The 20,253-nt window shown below is 61.1% G+C and carries 18 protein-coding genes and 2 pseudogenes; 11 read left to right on the forward strand and 9 right to left on the reverse strand.

The annotated features are described in order from the left end of the window. Window positions 1–5: 5 nt before the first annotated feature. The 11 genes and pseudogenes from hutG to K0H47_RS05190 all read left to right on the forward strand — a co-directional run bounded on the left by hutG (window position 6) and on the right by K0H47_RS05190 (window position 13,084). Window positions 6–806, forward strand: coding sequence for an N-formylglutamate deformylase (gene hutG, locus K0H47_RS05140; RefSeq protein ID WP_177025856.1), 801 nt, complete (start codon window positions 6–8; stop codon window positions 804–806). A 256-nt stretch (window positions 807–1,062) separates the two neighbouring features. Continuing rightward, window positions 1,063–2,010, forward strand: coding sequence for a choline ABC transporter substrate-binding protein (locus K0H47_RS05145; protein WP_219272109.1), 948 nt, complete (start codon window positions 1,063–1,065; stop codon window positions 2,008–2,010). A 172-nt stretch (window positions 2,011–2,182) separates the two neighbouring features. Continuing rightward, a complete protein-coding gene (locus K0H47_RS05150; RefSeq protein WP_219272111.1) occupies window positions 2,183–3,118 on the forward strand; it encodes an alpha/beta hydrolase in 936 nt (311 codons plus the stop codon). A gap of 103 nt (window positions 3,119–3,221) precedes the next feature. Further along, the gene (gene pip, locus K0H47_RS05155; RefSeq protein ID WP_008439282.1) at window positions 3,222–4,193 is read left to right on the forward strand and encodes a prolyl aminopeptidase; all 972 of its coding nucleotides are present in this window, start codon (window positions 3,222–3,224) and stop codon (window positions 4,191–4,193) included. Then, on the forward strand, window positions 4,190–4,627 hold the full coding sequence (gene dtd / locus K0H47_RS05160; RefSeq protein ID WP_087692908.1) for a D-aminoacyl-tRNA deacylase: 438 nt from the start codon (window positions 4,190–4,192) through the stop codon (window positions 4,625–4,627). Before pip ends, dtd begins: the two co-directional genes overlap by 4 nt. Window positions 4,628–4,894: 267 nt before the next feature. Beyond that, window positions 4,895–6,634: a glucan biosynthesis protein G gene (locus K0H47_RS05165; protein WP_063034081.1), complete on the forward strand. Its 1,740-nt coding sequence runs from the start codon at window positions 4,895–4,897 to the stop codon at window positions 6,632–6,634. Next, window positions 6,627–9,217 (forward strand): annotated as a pseudogene (gene mdoH / locus K0H47_RS05170) (glucans biosynthesis glucosyltransferase MdoH). Before K0H47_RS05165 ends, mdoH begins: the two are co-directional and overlap by 8 nt. A gap of 220 nt (window positions 9,218–9,437) precedes the next feature. Then, window positions 9,438–10,241, forward strand: coding sequence for a transporter substrate-binding domain-containing protein (locus K0H47_RS05175; RefSeq protein WP_219272112.1), 804 nt, complete (start codon window positions 9,438–9,440; stop codon window positions 10,239–10,241). Window positions 10,242–10,460: 219 nt separating this feature from the next. After that, window positions 10,461–11,258: a transporter substrate-binding domain-containing protein gene (locus K0H47_RS05180; RefSeq protein WP_003209284.1), complete on the forward strand. Its 798-nt coding sequence runs from the start codon at window positions 10,461–10,463 to the stop codon at window positions 11,256–11,258. Window positions 11,259–11,397: 139 nt separating this feature from the next. Next, window positions 11,398–12,357 (forward strand): amino acid ABC transporter permease, encoded by a 960-nt coding sequence (locus tag K0H47_RS05185; RefSeq protein WP_093202652.1) that lies wholly within the window; start codon window positions 11,398–11,400, stop codon window positions 12,355–12,357. Then, window positions 12,350–13,084: an amino acid ABC transporter ATP-binding protein gene (locus tag K0H47_RS05190; RefSeq protein ID WP_219272113.1), complete on the forward strand. Its 735-nt coding sequence runs from the start codon at window positions 12,350–12,352 to the stop codon at window positions 13,082–13,084. Before K0H47_RS05185 ends, K0H47_RS05190 begins: the two co-directional genes overlap by 8 nt. 3 nt (window positions 13,085–13,087) lie before the next feature. Here the strand turns inward: K0H47_RS05190 and K0H47_RS05195 are convergent, their stop codons facing one another. The 9 genes and pseudogenes from K0H47_RS05195 to hisI form a co-directional block, all read right to left on the reverse strand. Next, window positions 13,088–14,995, reverse strand: a complete 1,908-nt coding sequence (locus tag K0H47_RS05195) for a methyl-accepting chemotaxis protein (protein WP_201143039.1) — start codon at window positions 14,993–14,995, stop codon at window positions 13,088–13,090. A 172-nt stretch (window positions 14,996–15,167) separates the two neighbouring features. Further along, window positions 15,168–16,040 (reverse strand): methyl-accepting chemotaxis protein, encoded by an 873-nt coding sequence (locus K0H47_RS31360; protein WP_371103578.1) that lies wholly within the window; start codon window positions 16,038–16,040, stop codon window positions 15,168–15,170. Continuing rightward, a pseudogene (locus tag K0H47_RS31365) lies at window positions 16,026–17,084 on the reverse strand (methyl-accepting chemotaxis protein); the annotation flags it as partial. The pseudogene K0H47_RS31365 and the gene K0H47_RS31360, both read right to left, overlap by 15 nt. Window positions 17,085–17,262: 178 nt before the next feature. After that, the gene (locus K0H47_RS05205; RefSeq protein WP_219272115.1) at window positions 17,263–17,970 is read right to left on the reverse strand and encodes a 16S rRNA (uracil(1498)-N(3))-methyltransferase; all 708 of its coding nucleotides are present in this window, start codon (window positions 17,968–17,970) and stop codon (window positions 17,263–17,265) included. Continuing rightward, on the reverse strand, window positions 17,967–18,758 hold the full coding sequence (gene tatC, locus K0H47_RS05210) for a twin-arginine translocase subunit TatC (protein ID WP_003209295.1): 792 nt from the start codon (window positions 18,756–18,758) through the stop codon (window positions 17,967–17,969). Before tatC ends, K0H47_RS05205 begins: the two co-directional genes overlap by 4 nt. Beyond that, a complete protein-coding gene (gene tatB, locus K0H47_RS05215) occupies window positions 18,755–19,186 on the reverse strand; it encodes a Sec-independent protein translocase protein TatB (RefSeq protein WP_093202635.1) in 432 nt (143 codons plus the stop codon). Before tatB ends, tatC begins: the two co-directional genes overlap by 4 nt. Before the next feature lie 10 nt (window positions 19,187–19,196). Further along, the gene (locus K0H47_RS05220; protein ID WP_017478213.1) at window positions 19,197–19,475 is read right to left on the reverse strand and encodes a twin-arginine translocase TatA/TatE family subunit; all 279 of its coding nucleotides are present in this window, start codon (window positions 19,473–19,475) and stop codon (window positions 19,197–19,199) included. 25 nt (window positions 19,476–19,500) lie between these two features. Further along, window positions 19,501–19,833, reverse strand: coding sequence for a phosphoribosyl-ATP diphosphatase (locus K0H47_RS05225; protein ID WP_017478214.1), 333 nt, complete (start codon window positions 19,831–19,833; stop codon window positions 19,501–19,503). Between the two features lie 2 nt (window positions 19,834–19,835). Next, on the reverse strand, window positions 19,836–20,228 hold the full coding sequence (gene hisI / locus K0H47_RS05230) for a phosphoribosyl-AMP cyclohydrolase (protein ID WP_219272116.1): 393 nt from the start codon (window positions 20,226–20,228) through the stop codon (window positions 19,836–19,838). Window positions 20,229–20,253: the final 25 nt, after the last annotated feature.

Genomic DNA, 20,253 nt, shown 5'->3' on the forward strand with positions numbered 1-20,253 from the left:
CTGCTGTGGATAAGGTTCTGAACTTCAAACAAGGCCGTGTACCGCTGCTGATCAGCATGCCCCACGCGGGCCTGCGCCTGACGCCGGCGGTGCAAGCCGGGCTGATCCCCGAGGCGCAAAGCCTGCCGGACACCGACTGGCACATACCCACGCTGTATGACTTCGCCGAAGAACTGGGCGCCAGCACCCTGGCGGCGGAGTATTCGCGCTTTGTCATCGACCTGAATCGGCCCTCCGACGACAAACCGCTGTACGTCGGCGCCACCACCGGCCTGTACCCGGCGACGCTGTTCGACGGTGTGCCATTGTTCCGAGAAGGCCTGGAGCCTTCCAAGGCCGAGCGCGTCACGTACCTGGAGCAGGTGTGGACGCCGTATCACAGCACCCTGCAGAACGAGCTGGCCCGGCTCAAGGCTGAGTTCGGCTATGCACTATTGTTTGATGCGCACTCGATTCGCTCGGTGATCCCGCACCTGTTCGAAGGCAAGCTGCCGGACTTCAACCTTGGCACCTTCAACGGTGCGGCCTGCGATCCGCAACTGGCCAGCCAATTGGAAGCCATCTGCGCCGGTCACCCACAGTACAGCCATGTGCTCAACGGGCGCTTCAAGGGCGGGCACATCACCCGTCACTACGGCAACCCGGCCGAGAACATCCACGCGGTGCAGCTGGAGTTGGGGCAGTGCACCTACATGGAAGAGTTTGAGCCCTTCCGTTATCGCGCCGACCTGGCCGAGCCGACGCGGGTAGTGTTGAAGGAACTGCTCGAAGGGTTCCTGGCGTGGGGCAAGCGGCATTACTCCTGATTGGCGTCGCTGCTGAGATAGCTTCGCGAGCAAGCCCGCACACATTCGACCGTGTTCCTCCTGAAGAAACACGGTCGAATGTGGGAGCGGGCTTGCTCGCGAAGAGGCCCTCAACAGCAACACACCTCCCAAGTCGTCTGTGTGCAAATCCCTGTCGCCACAGGTCGCTTTGATCGAGGTCTCGCTGGGTAAGGTGTTGAGCACGGCGCGTCAGACGCCACTCCCACAATAAAAACTGCCGAGTGAGACCGCATCGATGAAAAGACTGTTCAACCGTTGTCTGTTGATTCTCACCGGCACCGCACTTCTGAGCGCCAATGCGATGGCCGCCGACCCGGCCTCGTGCAAGGTCGTGCGCATGGGCGTGGTCAGCTGGACTGACGTGATCGCCACCAGCGGCATGGCCGATGTGCTGCTCAATGGCCTGGGCTATGACAGCAAGCAAACCAGTGCCGTGCAGCAAATCATCTTTGCCGGCATCCGCGACAAGCGCCTGGATATCTTCCTGGGCTACTGGAAACCGGCGATGGACAACAACATCGCACCATTCCTCGCGGCCAAGCAGGTCAAGGTGTTCGACAAGCCGAGCCTGTCCGACGCTCAAGCGACGCTTGCGGTGCCGCAGTACGTTGCCGACGCGGGCCTGAAGACCTTTGCCGACATTGCCCGCTTCAAGGACAAACTGGGCGGCAAGATCTATGGCATCGAGCCGGGCAGCGGCGCCAATACCGATATCCAGAAAATGATCGACAGCAACCGCTTCGGCCTCGGCGGCTTCAAGCTGGTGGCCTCCGGCGAGGCGGGCATGCTGGCAGCCGTGCAGCGGGCGGTGAATCGCAAGGAGTTCGTGGTGTTTGTCGGTTGGACCCCGCACCCGATGAACATCAACATGAAAATGGCATACCTGACCGGCAGTGAGGATGTGTTCGGCGCCAACGAAGGCATGGCCACGGTCTCCACGGTGACGGCGCCGGATTACGCCGAGCGTTGCCCCAACGTGACCCGCCTGCTGGAAAACCTGACCTACACCGCGGCCCAGGAAAGCCAGTTGATGGTACCGATCATGGACCGCAAGACGCCGCAGGAGGTGGCCAAACAATGGTTGCGCGACAACCCCGAGGATTTGCAGCGCTGGCTGGCGGGTGTGACGACGCTGGATGGCAAAGACGGCGTGGCGGCGGTGCAGGCCAGTCTGAAACCCTGATGCGAACACGATAGATCAAACAACAGAGCACCACTGTGGGAGCCGGGCTTGCCCGCGATAGCGGTGTATCAGTCGACGATGGCGTTGGTTGATACACCGCTATCGCAGGCAAGCCAGCTCCCACATTTGTCTTGTGGTGTGCTTCAAGTTTTCAGCAGCAGGGCAATTTCTGATGTCCCATTACCCGATTTCCCCGCAGATGTGCGCCTTCGTCGAAAAAACCGAATCCTTCACCAGCGACGACACATCGCTGGCCGGATTGCGCCGGAGCTATGACCGCATGTGCCAGGCGTTCACCCCGGCGCGGCCCGAAGGGTTACAGGTGTCAGACGTTTCCCTGAGCGGCGTGGGCGTACGCATTTATCAACCGGCGACGCCAACCCCTGATGGCGGCTGGCCATGCATCCTTTATATGCACGGTGGCGGCTGGGTGGTGGGCGGGCTGGATTCCCACGACTTTATCTGCGGTGAGCTGGCCGACGCGCTGCAGGTGCTCGTCATCGCCATCGATTACCGCCTGGCACCCGAACACCCGTTTCCGGCGGCCTACGACGATTGCCGTGCGGTCTGGCAGGCGATTCTGGCGGGTCAAGCGCCTTGCCCCGTCAACCTGCAACGCGTGGTGGTGGCTGGTGACAGCGCCGGCGGCAACCTGGCGGCCGCGTTATGCCTGGGTCTGCGGGATGACCATCAGCCGCAGCCCTTGGCGCAAATCCTGATCTATCCGGGCTTGGGCGGCCCTGCTGACCTGCCGTCTCGCCGCGACTGCGTCGACGCGCCGTTGCTCAGTACCGCCGACACCGAGTGCTATCTCGCCCTTTACCTGCGTGGGCCGGGCAAGCCGTCGCCCTACGCCATGCCATTGCTGGCAATGGATTTCAGCGGGTTGCCACCGGCGCTGATCGCTGTCGCCCAGTTCGACCCGTTGCGGGACGACGGCATGCTCTACGCCGAACGCCTTCAGGCCGCCGGGTTGGCTGCCACGCTGTATCCCGGCAAAGGGCTGATCCACGGCTGTCTACGGGCCCGGGGCCAGGTGGCGGAGGTCGATAGGCTCTACGTTTATCTGCTGGATTATCTGCGTGGTGTTTTGCTGACACAGCTCTAAATCCGCAAGGGCATGCTCATTGCACAATTCGGGTTTATGATGCCAGACGGCAAAATAATAGACGTCCCCCCAGGGATGAACTCGACCCCTTACGGAGCGCGCAATGCAGACTTTGTACCCGCAGATCAAACCCTACGCCCGGCACGATCTGGCCGTCGATGAAACCCACGTCCTGTACGTCGACGAAAGCGGTTCCCCGGAAGGCTTGCCCGTTGTGTTCATCCATGGCGGGCCCGGCGCCGGGTGTGACGCCAACAGCCGCTGCTATTTCGATCCCAATCTGTACCGAATTGTTACTTTTGATCAGCGTGGCTGCGGGCGCTCCACCCCACGGGCCAGCCTGGAAAACAACACCACCTGGGACCTGGTGGCCGACCTTGAGCGGATCCGCGAGCACCTGGGCATCGAGAAATGGGTGTTGTTCGGCGGTTCCTGGGGTTCGACCCTGGCCCTGGCCTACGCGCAAACCCACCCGGAGCGCGTGCATGGCTTGATCGTCCGGGGCATTTTCCTGGCCCGCCCCCAGGACATCCAATGGTTCTACCAGGCTGGCGCCAGCCGCCTGTTCCCGGATTACTGGCAGGACTACTTGGCGCCTATCCCGGCGGAGGAGCGTCACGACCTGCTCAGCGCCTACCACAAGCGCCTGACCGGCAACGACCAGATTGCCCAGATGCACGCTGCCAAGGCCTGGTCCACGTGGGAAGGCCGCATGTTGGGCCTGTGCCCGAACCCGCAATTGATCGAGCGTTTCTCCGAACCCCAGCGCGCCCTGTCGATTGCGCGTATCGAATGCCATTACTTCACCAACAACTCGTTTCTTGAGCCCGACCAGCTGATCCGCGACATGCACAAGATCGCCCATCTGCCTGGCGTAATCGTGCATGGCCGCTACGATATGATCTGCCCGCTGGATAACGCCTGGGAGCTGCATCAAGCGTGGCCCAACAGCGAGCTGCAGATCATCCGCGAAGCCGGCCATGCGGCGTCCGAACCCGGAATCACCGATGCGCTGGTGCGTGCGGCGAGTGAAATGGCACGGCGCCTGCTTGATCTGCCGCCTGAAGAAGCATGAAGGGGCTTTTACAGCGGGTGCGCGGCGCCCGGGTCGAGGTAGAAGGGCAGGTGGTGGGTGCGATAGACCAGGGTTTGCTGGTGCTGGTGGCTGTCGAGCCTTCAGATACCCAGGCCAGCGCCGACAAGCTGCTGCATAAGCTGCTTAACTATCGGGTGTTCAGCGACGACGAGGGCAAGATGAACTTGTCCTTGAAAGACATTGGCGGCGGTTTGCTGCTGGTGTCGCAGTTCACCCTGGCGGCAGACACCAAGAGCGGCTTGCGTCCCAGCTTCTCCACGGCGGCACCGCCGGCGTTGGGCGAGGCCCTTTTCGACTACTTGTTGTTACAAGCGCAACAATTGCATGGCACGGTAGCGGCAGGGCGTTTTGGTGCGGATATGCAGGTGCATTTGGTCAATGACGGGCCGGTCACCTTCCTGTTACAGACGTGAATGTACTGAAAACGACTTGTAATGCCCAAAAAACCGGGTTTTCGCTACAAATACTTCGCTGACCCTGATGCGTTGTCACGCGGGCTACTAGATAATCGCGCGCTACGGGGATCAGCGTTAATTGGTCCATTTTTGACTTAGGTAGAGACTTGTCCGATCGCTAGTGGGGAATCATTTAGCCCCATGGGAGTCGGAACAATGCTCGCCAACCTGGCATATAGATAGCTGGCCGTTGGTTTTTTGATCTGTTTTCGGCGAGGGTTGCTCGTGATTGTTAGTCCCTGTAATGCACCAAAATTGTCTGCCAAACGGTTACGAAACGCACTGGTAACGGGCTCTGCCCTGTTTTGCCTGTTCGGCGCGGGTCAACTGTGGGCATTCAGTCTGGATGATGTGTCGGCCAAGGCAAAAGAGCTGGCCGGGCAGAAATACGAAGCTCCGCGCAGCAATTTGCCGAACGAATTCCGCGAAATGAAATTCGCTGATTACCAGAAAATTCGTTTCCGCAATGAAAAAGCCGAGTGGGCCGATCAGAACACCCCGTTCAAGCTGTCCTTCTATCACCAGGGCATGCACTTCGACACCCCGGTGAAAATCAACGAAGTCACCGCCGACAGCGTCCAGGAAATCAAGTACGACCCGTCTCGTTTCGATTTCGGCGACGTCAAGTTTGATCCCAAATCCACCGAGCAACTGGGTTATGCCGGTTTCCGTGTGCTGTACCCGATCAACAAGGGCGACAAGCAAGACGAAATCATGACCATGCTCGGCGCGAGCTATTTCCGCGTTGTGGGTAAAGACCAGGTCTACGGCCTGTCTGCCCGTGGCATGGCGATCGACACTGCCTTGCCTTCCGGCGAAGAATTCCCGCGTTTCACCGAATTCTGGATCGAGCGTCCAAAACCGGGTGAGAAGCAGCTGGTGATCTTCGCCCTGCTGGATTCGCCGCGGGCCACCGGCGCTTATCGCCTGACCCTGCGTCCTGGCACCGACACCATCGTCGACGTCAAATCCCAGATGTACCTGCGTGACAAGGTCACCAAGCTGGGCATCGCCCCGCTGACCAGCATGTTCCTGTTCGGCGCGAACCAGCCGTCCAAGGTCCTCAACTACCGTCGAGAGCTGCACGACTCCAGCGGCCTGTCGATCCATGCCGGCAACGGCGAGTGGATCTGGCGCCCACTGAACAACCCTAAACACCTGTCGGTCAGCAACTTCACCGTGGAAAACCCACGGGGTTTCGGCTTGCTGCAACGCGGTCGCAACTTCAGCCACTACGAAGACCTCGACGACAACTACGACAAGCGCCCAAGCGCCTGGATCGAGCCTGAAGGCGATTGGGGCAAGGGCTCCGTCGACCTGGTAGAGATTCCGACCGCCGATGAAACCAACGACAACATCGTTGCGTTCTGGAGCCCGGAAACACTGCCGGAGCCAGGCAAGCCGCTGGACGTTGCCTACCGCCTGCACTGGACATTGAAAGACGCCGAGTTCCATTCGCCAGAAAGCGCCTGGGTCAAGCAGACCCTGCGTTCCACCGGCGACGTCAAGCAATCCAACCTGATCCGTCAGCCAGACGGCAGCGTGGCTTACCTGGTGGACTTCGAGGGCCCGTCCCTGAAGAAACTGCCAGCTGACGCACCGGTTCGCAGCCAGGTCAGCGTGGGCGACAACGCCGAAATTGTTGAAAACAGCGTGCGCTACAATCCGCACACCCAAGGCTGGCGCCTGACCCTGCGCATGAAGATCAAGGACGCAGGCAAGCCGACTGAAATGCGTGCCGCCCTGGTCCAGGACATCGTTGCGCCTGAGCCGGAGAAGGTTTCGACCCAAGTGTTGAAAGCCGACAAGGTCCTGGCCAAGCAGCACGAAAAAGCAGCCAAGAAAGACGCCAAGGACAAGGACGCCAAGCAGCCGGAAGCGGCTGCCCCAGCCACACCGGAGCCGGCCAAGACAGAGCAAGTCCTGACCGAAACCTGGAGCTATCAGTTGCCTGCCGATGAGTAATTCTCAAGTCCAGCCAGAGACTCTTGCCGAGTACCTGGCGCATCTACCGATGACCGATGAGCAGCGCGCCGAACTGGCGGGCTGCGAGTCCTTCAGTGAATTGCACAAGCGCCTGTCATCGTCCACGTTCGACGCACCTGCCGACGCTGCCCAAGCGTCGGTCGGCGCGCGGCTGACCCTCAATACCGCCGAAGAGCTGCAAGACGCCGAAATGCTGGCGCTCGACGCCAGCGGCCGGGTCTGCCTCAAGGCCACGCCGCCGATCCGTCGGACCAAGGTCGTGCCCGAACCGTGGCGTACCAATATCCTGGTGCGTGGCTGGCGCCGCCTGACCGGCCGCACCAATCCACCGGCACCGCCGAAGGATGAGCGCGTGTTGCCGGCTGCCCGCTGGCGCACCGTCGGTTCGATCCGTCGTTACATCCTGCTGGTGCTGATGCTCGGCCAGACGATCGTCGCCGGCTGGTACATGAAAGGCATCATGCCGTACCAGGGCTGGTCCTTCGTCGACTTCGACGAGATCCGCAACCAGACCCTGCTGCAAACTGCCACCCAGGTACTGCCTTACGCCCTGCAAACCAGCATCCTGGTGCTGTTCGGGATTCTGTTCTGCTGGGTCTCGGCGGGTTTCTGGACCGCGCTGATGGGCTTCCTGGAACTGCTGACCGGTCACGATAAATACCGTATCTCCGGTAAAAGTGCTGGTGACGAGCCGATTCCGAAAGACGCCCGCACCGCCCTGGTAATGCCGATCTGCAACGAAGACGTGCCCCGGGTATTTGCCGGCCTGCGCGCGACGTTCGAGTCGGTAGCCGCCACCGGTGACCTGGACCGTTTCGACTTCTTCGTCCTCAGCGACAGTAACGAGGCCGACATCTGCATCGCCGAGCAGCAAGCCTGGCTCGACGTGTGCCGCGAAGCCGGTGGCTTCGGCAAGATCTTCTATCGCCGCCGTCGCCGTCGCGTCAAACGCAAGAGCGGCAACCTCGACGACTTCTGCCGTCGCTGGGGCGGTGACTACAAGTACATGGTGGTGCTCGACGCCGACAGCGTGATGAGCGGCGACTGCCTGACCAGCCTTGTGCGCTTGATGGAAGCCACGCCGGATGCCGGGATTATCCAGACCGCGCCACGTGCGTCGGGCATGGACACCCTGTATGCGCGCATGCAGCAGTTCGCCACCCGTGTCTACGGCCCGCTGTTTACCGCTGGCCTGCACTTCTGGCAGTTGGGTGAATCCCACTACTGGGGCCACAACGCGATCATCCGCATGAAGCCGTTTATCGAGCACTGCGCCCTCGCGCCGTTGCCAGGTAAAGGCGCGTTTGCCGGTGCGATCCTCTCCCACGACTTCGTTGAAGCGGCGCTGATGCGCCGTGCCGGCTGGGGCGTGTGGATTGCCTACGACTTGCCGGGCAGCTACGAAGAACTGCCGCCGAACCTGCTGGACGAACTCAAGCGCGACCGTCGCTGGTGCCACGGTAACTTGATGAACTTCCGCCTGTTCCTGGTAAAAGGCATGCACCCGGTGCACCGTGCGGTGTTCCTGACCGGCGTGATGTCGTACCTCTCGGCGCCGTTGTGGTTCTTCTTCCTGGTGCTGTCGACGGCCTTGCTGGCGGTCAACACGCTGATGGAGCCGCAGTACTTCATGGCGCCACGCCAGTTGTACCCGCTGTGGCCTCAATGGCATCCGGACAAGGCGGTGGCGTTGTTCTCCACCACCATCGTGCTGCTGTTCCTGCCTAAGTTGCTGAGCATCATCCTGATCTGGGCCAAGGGCGCGAAAGAGTTCGGCGGCAAGTTCAAGGTAACCTTGTCGATGCTGCTGGAGATGCTGTTCTCCATGTTGCTGGCGCCGGTGCGGATGATCTTCCACACCCGTTTCGTACTGGCCGCGTTCCTCGGCTGGGCTGCGACCTGGAACTCGCCGCAGCGTGACGATGATTCCACGCCATGGAGCGAGGCGGTCAAGCGCCACGGTCCACAGACTCTGCTCGGTTTCTTCTGGGCATTGCTGGTGGTGTGGTTGAACCCAAGCTTCCTGTGGTGGCTGGTGCCAATCGTCGGTTCGCTGATGCTGTCGATTCCGGTGTCGGTGATTTCCAGCCGGGTCAAGCTGGGCCTCAAGTCTCGCGACGAGAGCCTGTTTTTGATCCCTGAGGAATACAACCCGCCCCAGGCGCTGTTGTCGACCGACAAGTACACCCACGAAAACCGTTGGCACGCGCTGAATGACGGTTTTGTACGGGCGGTGGTCGATCCACAGCAGAACGCCCTGGCGTGCGCCTTGGCGACTTCCCGTCACGGGCAGGCGGAGCCGATCGAATGGCTGCGCGTTGACCGTGTTCGCCACGCGTTGAAAGTCGGCCCGGCCGGCCTCAATAACGGCGAGCGCCTGGCTCTGCTCAGCGACCCGGTCGCCCTGGCACGCTTGCACGAGCAGGTCTGGAACGAAGGCCACGCTGAATGGCTCAACGCGTGGCGCGAATCGGTCAAGGCCGATCCCCATGCGCCGTTGCTGCCACTGAAACCGCTGTCGTCCCAGGCTCAACCGGCCTGATTCCGACGCCCCCGAGGTAACGCCTCGGGGGCGTTTGTTGTCACCGTCCTACGCTGTTTTTCCCTTCTGCTTCATTCTGCTAACTCCTTGTTATTTCGAAACAAAAGACCCTTCGCCGAGGCGTATTGCCGTGCCTGCGAGTGGGTTAGCATCGCCCCCAAAATCTGACTCGAAGCCCTTGGCCTACGCGAACTTACGCGTGGCTGGGCGTGGGTGTGTTTAACGAAGCAGGGGCTTTTCATGATCAAAAGGTATTTGTCGATGCTGCTGCTCGGCATCGTCACGCTTTCCCACGGTTACCTGGCGCACGCCGGCGCCATAGACGAGGCCGTTCGGCGGGGTGTGCTGAAAGTCGGCACCAATCCGGCCTACGTGCCCTTTGAGATGATCGACAAGAAAGGCCGTATCGTCGGGTTTGAAATTGATCTGTTGCGGGAGATGAGCAAGGCGCTTGGGGTCAAGCTGGAGCTGGTTTCGGTGCCGTATACCGAGCTGATTCCCGGCCTGCTGGCCAGCCGCTTCGACCTGATCGGCAGCGGCATGACCGTAACGCAGGAGCGCAACCTGACCCTCAACTTCAGCGACTCGTTCATCATCGTCGGCCAGACTGTGTTGCTGAACCCACGGTTGGCCGACAGGGTCCAGAGCATCGAAGACCTGAACGAAGCCGGTTACCGGATCGTGGCCGCTGACGGCACCACGGGCGAGGCGGCGGCGAAAAGGTTTCTCGGCACCGCGCGGCTGCGCAGTTTTCCAACCCCTGAAGAAGGCGTGCGCCAGTTGGTGGAGGGCAAGGCCGACGCCTTCGTCCACGATGCGCCCTATAACCTGATCGCCATCGCCAAACCCCAGAACAGTGCGTTGCTGGTATTGGAGCAACCTTTCACCTACGAGCCTTTGGCGTTCGGCGTGAAAAAAGGCGATTACGACAGCCTCAACTGGATCAATCACTTCCTCAATCAGGTGGCCCAGGACGGCACCTACGATCGGCTGCATGACAAGTGGTTCAAGGACTCGGACTGGATGGCAGAGGTGGACTGGTAGGCATAACTGGTTACACATCAAGCCATTGGCCGATCTGTGGGCTGAAGTGTCTAGTCGTACCGTTCTCTGCACGGTTGTGGGGTTTTTCTGTCATCCCTTGGCAACAAATCCCGGCGAAACCTTTGTACCGGGCGGTGAGTGAGTTAGGATCGCACCCCGAAATGGTGCAGCCCTTTTGCGCGCCGATCTCACAATAAAATGAGTTCAGGGGACTTGATGATGAAAAAGTATCTTTCGATGCTGCTGCTAGGCGTCACCGCACTGGTGGCGGTCAACGCGGCCCACGCCGGCGCCATCGATGATGCGGTCAAGCGCGGCACGCTGAAAGTCGGCATGGACCCGACCTACATGCCGTTCCAGATGACCAACAAGCGCGGTGAAATCATCGGCTTTGAAGTCGACATCCTCAAGGCCATGGCCAAGTCCATGGGCGTGAAGTTCGAGCCGATTTCCACTGGCTACGACGGCATCATCCCGGCCCTGCTGACCGACAAGTTCGACATGATCGGCAGCGGCATGACCCTGACCCAGGAACGCAATCTGCGCCTGAACTTCAGCGAACCGTTCATCGTGGTCGGCCAGACCCTGCTGATCCGCAAGGAGCTGGAAGGCACCATCAAGTCCTACAAAGACCTGAACGACGAGAAATACCGCCTGACCTCCAAGCTTGGCACCACCGGCGAGATGGTCGCCAAGAAGCTGATCTCCAAAGCCAAGTACCACGGCTATGACAACGAGCAGGAAGCTGTGCTCGACGTGGTCAATGGCAAGGCTGACGCCTTCGTCTATGACGCCCCTTACAACGTAGTGGCCGTGAACAAGGTCGGCGCCGGCAAGCTGGTGTTCCTCGACCAGCCGTTCACCTTTGAACCCCTGGCGTTTGGCCTGAAGAAGGGCGACTACGACAGCATCAACTTCATCAACAACTTCCTGCACCAGATCCGCAACGACGGCACCTACGATCGCATCCATGACAAGTGGTTCAAGAGCTCCGAGTGGCTCAAGGACATGGAATAACGCGATACCGCGTCGACTTCATCGCAGGCAAGCCAGCTCCCACATTGATCAATGTCAGTCCTGACAATGCGTTCAAATGTGGGAGCCGGGCTTGCCCGCGATGAGGGCCTGCCAGGCGATACACATCCCGGAACCTGAAATGAAACAGAAAAAAGCCCAATGGCCCTGGCACCTGCTGACGGTGCTGGTGCTGGTCGGCCTGGCCGGCGCGCTGTATTACGCCACCTCGCTGATGTCCTACGAATGGCGCTGGAACCGCGTGCCGCAGTACTTCGTGTACCAGGCCGAAGAGTCCCAGCGGGCGTCGGACATTTCCACCGTCAGCGAGCTGGTGCGCAAGGGCGATGTGGCTGAAGTCACCCTGCGTAATGGCGAGGGCAACGAACAGCACCTGACCGTGGCGGAGAACAGCCTGCAAGTGGCCAAGGACGATGACGTGGCCGAGGGCGATGTGATCGGTGTCACCCGGCATTGGGCTGCAGGCCCTCTGCTGTGGGGCTTGTGGACCACGCTGTGGTTGTCGGTGGTGTCTGGGGTGCTGGGGCTGTTGATTGGCCTGGCGACCGGATTGTGTCGCCTGTCGAACAACCCGACTTTGCGCGATCTGTCGACGATCTACGTCGAACTGGTGCGCGGCACGCCGCTATTGGTGCAGATCTTCATTTTCTATTTCTTTATCGGCACGGTACTCAACCTGTCCCGGGAGTTCGCAGGGATCGCCGCGCTGTCGCTGTTTACCGGCGCCTATGTGGCGGAAATCATCCGCGCCGGCGTGCAGTCGATTGCCCGTGGCCAGAATGAAGCGGCACGTTCCCTGGGGCTCAGTGCTGGCCAATCGATGCGCCATGTAGTGTTGCCGCAAGCCTTCAAGCGCGTGCTGCCACCCCTGGCCGGGCAATTTATCAGCCTGGTGAAGGACACGTCCCTGGTGTCGGTGATTGCGATTACCGAACTGCTCAAAAGCGGCCGCGAGGTCATCACCACCTCGTTCTCGCCGTTTGAAATCCTGTTCTGCGTCGCAGGCCTGTACCTGCTGATCAACCTGCCGCTGTCGAAAATCGCCAGCCGGCTTGAGCGGAGGCTCGCGCAAAGTGATTGAAGTCCGCGATCTGGTAAAAGTCTTCGACACCCGTGGCCACGTCGTGCGCGCGGTGGACAACGTGACCACCCATGTGGCCAAGGGTGAAGTACTGGTGGTGATCGGCCCGTCCGGTTCGGGCAAGTCGACGTTCCTGCGTTGCCTTAACGGCCTGGAGGAATTCGATTCCGGTTCGGTAAGCATCGACGGCCTGCAACTGGCAGACCCGAAGACCGACGTGAACGCCTACCGCCGCGAAGTCGGCATGGTGTTCCAGCACTTCAACCTGTTCCCTCACATGACCGTGCTGGAAAACCTCTGCCTGGCGCAAAAAGTCGTGCGCAAGCGCGGCAAAAAGGAGCGCGAGGCCAAGGCCCTGGCCCTCCTGGAAAAAGTCGGCATTGCTCAGAAAGCCCACGAGTTCCCGTCGCGACTTTCTGGCGGCCAGCAGCAACGCGTGGCGATTGCCCGCGCGCTGGCGATGGAGCCCAAGGTGATGCTGTTTGACGAGCCCACCTCGGCCCTGGACCCGGAAATGGTTGGCGAGGTGCTGGACGTGATGAAGACTCTGGCTCTGGAAGGCATGACCATGGTTTGCGTCACCCATGAAATGGGCTTCGCCCGGGAAGTGGCCGATCGAGTGCTGTTCTTCGATCACGGCAAATTGCTGGAGGACGCCGCCCCGGCGCAATTCTTCGATGCGCCGAAGGACCCCCGGGCTCAAGCCTTTCTGCGTCAGGTTCTCTGAACGCTAGACCTTGAACTTGCCCACCCACACCTGCAAATCCGCCCCCAGGCGCGCCAGTTCGACACTGGCCGCCGCAGTCTCCTGGCTCGCGGCCCAGGTCTGTTCCGATACATCCTTGACCTTCAACACGCTGCGGTTGATCTCCTCGGCGACCGCCGTTTGCTCCTCGGCGGCAGCGGCAATTTGCGGGTTCATCTCCTGAATCACTGACACGGTACGGGTGATACCCGCCAGGGCTTCTCCTGCGCGCCGGGTCAGTTGCACGCTGTTGTCGGTGAGGCTGCGACTGTTGTCCATGATGTCCGCGACCTGCTGCGTACCCCGGTGCAGGCCGCTGATCAGCTCCTCGATTTCCTCGGCCGACTGTTGGGTGCGTTGCGCCAGGCTGCGCACTTCATCGGCGACCACGGCAAAGCCTCTGCCAGCCTCGCCGGCGCGGGCCGCTTCGATCGCGGCGTTGAGGGCCAGCAAATTGGTCTGCTCCGACACCGACTTGATCACCTCCAGCACGCTGCCGATCTTCCGGCTTTCCTGTTGCAAGCCTTGCATGGCCTGGCTTGAACGCGCCATCTCCTGAGCCAGGTGCTCAATGTGGGTGATCGCCTCAGCCACCACCTGATCGCCCTGGCCCGCCTGCTGATCGGCCTCGGTAGCGGCAAGCGAAGCTTGCTCGGCATGGCGCGCAACTTCCTGGGAGGTGGCGAGCATCTCATTCATGGCGGTGGCCACCTGTTCGGTTTCCTGTTTCTGGCCGTCGACCCCGGCGCGGGTCTGTTCGGTGACGGCAGACAGTTGTTCGGCGGCACTCGCGATCTGTTGGGCGCTGTGGCCGATGCCGCTGATCAAGCCCCGCAGGTTGAGGGTCATTAGCCCGATGCTGCGCTGCAACTGCCCCAGTTCGTCCTGGCGCGAGGTCTGGATGTCGTGGCTCAGGTCACCTTCGGCAATCCGGTTGGCCACATGCAGGGCCTGGCGCAGCGGCGCGACGATCTGGACGGCGATCAACCAGGCGGCCACGACGCCGAGCAACAACGCCGCCGCGGTGACGTTGAGCAGCAGGGTGCGGGCGAGGCTGGCTTCCTTGTCACGCTTGGCGGTCTGGTCCTGGCTCAGCAGGTCGCTTTCCGTGAGCAACTGATCCAGCCACTGCTCAAGCTGGTTCTGGGTGGTTTCGGTGCTGAGTTGGGCATCCTTGAGGCGTGTCAGATGAGTCCGAAAGTCGAGCAGGGCGTTTTTCAGGGCGCTGGCATCAACCGGTAGCGCGCCTACCGCCGCCTGGGCGCCATCCAGGGCCAGTAGCGCTTCACTCACGCCGTTGGTATAGGCGTCCAATGACGCAGCGGCCCACGCGGGGCTTTGGGCGCGATCTTCGGCTTGTTCCATGGCTTGGCGCAATTGTTCAACGGCGTCGAGGGCCTTTTCATCGTCTTGATTGGGCAGGTTGCTGGACAGTTCTGAGAGGCTGTCGCTGCTCTGGATTGAACTGCGCTTGAGCTGTTCACGGGCGTTTTCACGTTGCTTGATCAGCCCCTCCAGGCCGCCTAATGCGGTCTTGAAGCTGGTGACAAAGCGACGGCTCTCCTGCAGTTGTTGTTGGTTGACCGGGTCGTTAAATCGTGGGGAAAGATCCACCAGGAACTGGTCGATCTTGTCCATGTGCAGCTCTATTTTGGACAGGCTCGCGGGATCGTTAAGGGTGCGATAGACGATGCGATCAGCGCGCAACTCTTCGCCGACGATGGCCAATTGCGAGAGGGTGGTGAGTTTTTGTGAGCGCTCGAGGGATGCGCTCAAGGCTTGCCAGCCGGTAGACGCAATGATCAAGCTGAGGCTGAGCACCAGGCCAAAGCCCAGGGCAAGTTTGAGGCTGATGCTGATGTTTCCAAGCAGGCGGGTCAGTGGACGAAACATGGTGAACCTCCAACGAATCAAAAGGAGCGTCTCAAGCGTCCGGCCGACAACGGTCAGGGGAGTTGAAACGCAACTTTTATTCGGCGCCAGGTGTGTGATCCACGACCTGAAAAACGCGTAGGAAATTTCACATATGGTCGGAGCGGCGGCCCTGATGGCCGCCGCAAGCGGGTCAGACCTTGAAGCGACCTACCAGGCTTTGCAGGTAAACCCCCAGGCGCGCCAGTTCGGCACTGGAAGCCGCGGTTTCTTCGCTGGCCGCCGAGGTTTGTTCGGAAACGTCCCGCACGTTGAGCACGCTGCGGTTGATCTCTTCGGCCACGGCGCTTTGCTGCTCGGCGGCGGTGGCGATCTGCTGGTTCATCGCCTGGATCGCCGAGACGGTACGGGTGATGTTCTCCAAGGCGTTACCGGCCCGGCGGGTCAGCTCGACGCTGCTGTCAGTCAGGCCGCGACTGTTGTCCATGATGGTTGCCACCTGCTGGGTGCCGCTTTGCAGGCCGACGATCAACTCTTCGATCTCCTCGGTGGACTTCTGCGTCCGTTGGGCCAGGCTGCGCACTTCATCGGCAACCACCGCAAAACCGCGCCCGGCTTCACCGGCGCGCGCCGCTTCAATCGCAGCGTTGAGGGCCAGCAGGTTGGTTTGCTGGGCTACCGACTTAATGACGTCCAGCACACTGCCAATCTTGTCGCTTTCGCGCTTGAGATGGCCCATGGCTTCGGTGGAGTTGCCCACCTCGCTGGCCAGGCGCTCGATCTGGGCGATGGCCTCACCGACCACTTTGTCACCCTCACGGGCCTGCTGGTCGGCGGCTACGGCGGCCTCGGAAGCTTCCTCGGCGTTACGTGCGACTTCTTGTACGGTAGCGGCCATTTCGTTCATGGCGGTGGCGACCTGGTCGGTCTCGACCTTCTGGCTGTTGACCCCGGCACTGGTCTGCTCGGTGACGGCCGACAGTTGCTCGGCGGCGCTGGCAATCTGGGTGACGCCGTCGCTGATACCGCCGATCAGCTCCCGCAGGCCTACGGTCATGCTCTGCATGGAGCGTTGCAGTTGGCCCAGCTCATCGCGGCGTTCGGAGATCAAGTTGTGGCTGAGGTCGCCCGCCGCTACGCGTTCGGCCACTTTGAGGGTCTGACTTAGGGGAATGACGATCTGGCGGGTGATGGCCCAGGCGGCGAGGATGCCGAAGGCCAGCGCGAGGGCGGTGGCCAACAGCAGCAGGTTCTTGGCGTGGGCGGTGTCGGTATCGCGCACCACGGTTTGCGAGGTGGTGAGCTTGTCGCTGTGGTCGAGCAGGATGTCGCCTTGCTCGGCCATGATTTTCATCGCGGCGGCCGTGGCTACCTGGGAGTCGCGGTACTGGCTGACGGCGGCGCGGTAGGCCTGCAGCGAGACACTGGCCTCTTGCAGGTTGGCCCGATATTGCTCAGGCAATTGGTCGTTGAGGTCGGTGATTTTTTTCAGGGCATTGTCGATGGCATCCAGGGCCGGCTGTTCGGCTTCGACCTTGCCGCTGTAGGTGTAGCCGCGCACCTGGAAGCGCGCTTGCTGGATCAGTTTGCTCAGGTCGACCACGCTGTTGAACAGGGTGACGCTGTCGCCTTGCAGCAGGGATTTTTCCACTTCGTTGATTTTTGCCACGGCGTTGTCGGCGGTATCGCCGAGTTTGCTGCGGGCGCCTTCACGCTTGAGGCCGGCCTGCACCATGGCGCCGAAGGCTTTTTTGTATTGGCCCAAGGCGTCCTGTTGTTGTTCCACGACGAGCTTGTCGGCGGGTTGTTCGATCAGCTCTGCGGCGGTTTTCAGGCCATTGTCCAGTTGCGTGATGAGGTCGTTGACCGCCCCCGTGCCTTGTTCGCCACGGCGCATTTCGAAGTCCAGGCGCGCCAGGCGCAGGTCCTTGGTCAGCCCGTTGAGGCTGGAAATATAGCCCAGCTTGTCGCCACGGCTGATCACGCCGCTGAGGCCGGTCCAGCCGGTGAAGGTGATCAATAGGGTCAGGACCAATACCAAGCCGAAGCCTATGCTCAGCTTGCGGTTGACGCTGACATTCCCCAGTTTCTCGGCTAACCAACGATACATGCTGCGAACTCCCCTGGAACAAGGCTTGGACTTATTCAGAGCGTATCGGCAGATTCGGATGTTTCTGTAGGAGCGAGCTTGCTCGCGAAGGTCGTCAACGATAACGCGGGCATTCTGAGTGAGCGCGGTGTCCTTGAGTTTTTCGCGAGCAAGCTCGCTCCTACAGGAGAGGGCGGTGTTAGAAAAGGCGGGCGAGCAATGCGGTGACGGCGGTTTCGACCCTCAGGATCCGAGCCCCCAGCTGCACCGGCTGCAATCCGGCCTTGGCTAGCAGATCCACCTCGTAGGGAATCCAGCCGCCTTCCGGACCGATGGCCAGGGTGACCGGCTCATCCAGCCCGCGAGGGCAGGGCGGATAGTCGCCAGGGTGACCAATCAGGCCAAGGGTGCCTTGCGCCATGGCGGGCAGGCGGTCTTCGACGAATGGCTTGAAGCGTTTTTCGATCACGATCTCGGGCAGCACCGTGTCCCGGGACTGTTCCAGGCCGAGGATCAGTTGCTCGCGAATCGCCTCCGGCTCCAGGAACGGCGTTTGCCAGAAGCTCTTTTCCACCCGGTAGCTGTTGACCAGTATCACCCGCGGCACGCCCATGGACGCGACGGTTTGCAGCACCCGGCGGAGCATTTTCGGACGGGGCAGGGCCAGCAGCAGGGTCAGGGGCAGTTTGGCCGGGGGCGGCTGGTCGAAGGTGACTTCCAGTTCGGCTTCCCGGGCTTCCAGGCGCAGCAACTGCGCATTGCCCATCAACCCGCCAATGCGCCCGACCCGCAGGCTGTCGCCTACGGCGGCACGGTGGACTTCCTGCATATGCACCAGGCGCCGATCACGCAGCACCACCCGGTCGGCCGCGATAAAGTCGGCCTCCTCAAGCAGCAGCAGGTTCACGGCTGGGTCGCTGGCGGCTGGTCGTCGTCGGCGGGTTGGTCATCCGGGTGATCACCACGCTTGCTCACCAGGCTGCCAAACAGGATGCCGATCTCGAACAACATCCACATCGGTACGGCCAGCAAGGTCTGGGAGAAGATGTCCGGCGGGGTCAGGATCATGCCGACCACGAAGCAGCCGATGATCACGTACGGGCGGATCTTCTTCAGGTATTTGACGTCGACTACGCCGATCCACACCAGCAGCACCACGGCCACCGGGATTTCGAAGGCCACGCCAAAGGCGAAGAACAGCGTCATCACGAAGTCGAGGTAACTGGTGATGTCGGTCATCATCTCCACCCCGGCCGGTGTAGCGGCGGCGAAGAACTTGAAGATCAGCGGGAACACCAGGAAGTAGGCGAAGGCCATCCCGGTGTAGAACAGCAGGATACTCGACACCAGCAGCGGCACGGCGATGCGTTTTTCATGCTTGTACAGGCCCGGCGCGATAAAGCCCCAGATCTGATGCAGGATCACCGGGATCGCCAGGAACAGCGAGACCATCATCGTCAGCTTCAACGGCGTGAGGAACGGCGACGACACATCGGTGGCGATCATCGTCGCGCCGGCCGGCAAGTAATTGCGCAGCGGCGTGGAGACGAAGGTGTAGATCTGCTGGGTGAAGGCAAACAACCCGGCAAAGATGATGAAGATCGCCGCGACACAGCGCAGCAGGCGGGTACGCAACTCGGTGAGGTGCGAGACCAGTGGCATGTGCTGGTCGGTTTCCGGTTTATCAGCGCTCATGGGGCTCGCGGCGGCAATGTAGGGTCGTGGGGCGCGGGCGACACGGCAGGCGTCGGCGCGGGTTCGGTCGGGGTTGCTGGCGCGGCGGCATGCACGGGTTCAGCGACCGGTGCAGGTGCAGGTGCAGCGGGCGGTGCAATCGATTGCTCGGCCACAGGCTCAACCGGCTTAGGGGTTTCCTGCACAGGCGAGAGAATCTTCCGTGCCTCCTGCTCCAACGACAGAATGTGCTCGTTGTGCAGTTGCCGGCGAATCTCGTCGGCGCCTATTTCCCGTTCAACTTCCTGTTTGATGGCGTTGAAACTGCGTTTCAGGCGCCCGATCCACAGGCCGGCCGTGCGCGCGGCACCGGGCAGGCGTTCCGGCCCCAATACCAGCAGGGCCACGAGGCCGACGAGCAGCAGTTCAGAGAAGCTGATACCAAACATTATTCAGTACTCACGAGTCTTTTTGGTTCTGCTCTTTGACGTGCTCGGCCTGCACGTCGAAGGTACGACGTTCAGTGATCGGCTGAGTGGCCTGCGGGTGCACAGGCTGCGCCGGTGGCACCGGGTTGACGACCGGGTCGGCAGGTTTCTCGTCGTCGTTCATGGCCTTGCGAAAGCCCTTGATCGATTCACCGACGTCAGTGCCGAGGTTTTTCAGCTTCTTGGTGCCGAATACCAGAACAACCACTACCAGAATGACGATCCAGTGTTTCCAGTCAAAAATGCCCATGCTGCAATTCCTCTGTAAAAGTTGGTCAGGCGGACGGGCGCGAGGCCTTCTCGGCATGCCCGGACAAGCCGAAGCGACGGTCCAGTTCATCAAGCACTGCCTGTGGATGCTGCCCCAGTTGGGCGAGCATGACCAGACTGTGGAACCACAAGTCGGCAGTTTCGTAGATCACGTCGCTGCAGTCGCCGCTGATTTGCGCGTCCTTGGCCGCAATAATCGTCTCGACGGACTCTTCGCCGAGTTTTTCCAGAATCTTGTTCAGACCCTTGTGGTACAGGCTGGCGACATAAGAGCTGTCGGCGGCCGCGCCCTTGCGGTCTTCCAGCACCTGGGCCAGGCGGTTCAGGGTGTCAGTCATGTTCAGTGTCCTGCCGAGTAAATAGCGTGCGGGTCTTTGAGCACGGGCTCGACGGTCTTCCACTCGCCGTTCTCGAACACGCGGTAGAAGCAGCTGTGACGGCCGGTGTGACAGGCGATATCGCCGATCTGCTCGACCTTGAGGATCAACACATCGGCATCGCAGTCGATGCGCATCTCATGCAGGGTTTGCACGTGCCCGGACTCTTCGCCCTTGCGCCACAGTTTGCCACGGGAACGTGACCAGTAGATGGCGCGGTTCTCGGCGGCGGTCAGGCTCAGGGCCTCGCGGTTCATCCAGGCCATCATCAGCACGCGCCCGGTCTTGTAGTCCTGGGCAATGGCCGGCACCAGGCCGTCACTGTCCCACTTGATCTCGTCCAGCCAGTCTTTCATTTTCGGCTCCGGCAATTTGCGACAG

Source organism: Pseudomonas sp. Xaverov 83 (assembly GCF_019352905.1).
GTDB classification, from domain to species: Bacteria; Pseudomonadota; Gammaproteobacteria; order Pseudomonadales; family Pseudomonadaceae; genus Aquipseudomonas; species Aquipseudomonas yamanorum.

Excerpts from the sequence above, each read along its gene's own strand:
- tatC (WP_003209295.1), bottom strand. The coding sequence starts at position 18,758 with ATGAGCGCTGATAAACCGGAAACCGACCAGCACATGCCACTGGTCTCG.
- K0H47_RS05195 (WP_201143039.1), bottom strand. The coding sequence starts at position 14,995 with ATGTTTCGTCCACTGACCCGCCTGCTTGGAAACATCAGCATCAGCCTC.
- K0H47_RS05150 (WP_219272111.1), top strand. The coding sequence starts at position 2,183 with ATGTCCCATTACCCGATTTCCCCGCAGATGTGCGCCTTCGTCGAAAAA.
- pip (WP_008439282.1), top strand. The coding sequence starts at position 3,222 with ATGCAGACTTTGTACCCGCAGATCAAACCCTACGCCCGGCACGATCTG.
- K0H47_RS05145 (WP_219272109.1), top strand. The coding sequence starts at position 1,063 with ATGAAAAGACTGTTCAACCGTTGTCTGTTGATTCTCACCGGCACCGCA.
- tatB (WP_093202635.1), bottom strand. The coding sequence starts at position 19,186 with ATGTTTGGTATCAGCTTCTCTGAACTGCTGCTCGTCGGCCTCGTGGCC.
- K0H47_RS05175 (WP_219272112.1), top strand. The coding sequence starts at position 9,438 with ATGATCAAAAGGTATTTGTCGATGCTGCTGCTCGGCATCGTCACGCTT.
- K0H47_RS05185 (WP_093202652.1), top strand. The coding sequence starts at position 11,398 with ATGAAACAGAAAAAAGCCCAATGGCCCTGGCACCTGCTGACGGTGCTG.
- K0H47_RS05180 (WP_003209284.1), top strand. The coding sequence starts at position 10,461 with ATGAAAAAGTATCTTTCGATGCTGCTGCTAGGCGTCACCGCACTGGTG.
- K0H47_RS05225 (WP_017478214.1), bottom strand. The coding sequence starts at position 19,833 with ATGACTGACACCCTGAACCGCCTGGCCCAGGTGCTGGAAGACCGCAAG.
- dtd (WP_087692908.1), top strand. The coding sequence starts at position 4,190 with ATGAAGGGGCTTTTACAGCGGGTGCGCGGCGCCCGGGTCGAGGTAGAA.
- K0H47_RS31360 (WP_371103578.1), bottom strand. The coding sequence starts at position 16,040 with ATGCAGAGCATGACCGTAGGCCTGCGGGAGCTGATCGGCGGTATCAGC.
- K0H47_RS05220 (WP_017478213.1), bottom strand. The coding sequence starts at position 19,475 with ATGGGCATTTTTGACTGGAAACACTGGATCGTCATTCTGGTAGTGGTT.
- hisI (WP_219272116.1), bottom strand. The coding sequence starts at position 20,228 with ATGAAAGACTGGCTGGACGAGATCAAGTGGGACAGTGACGGCCTGGTG.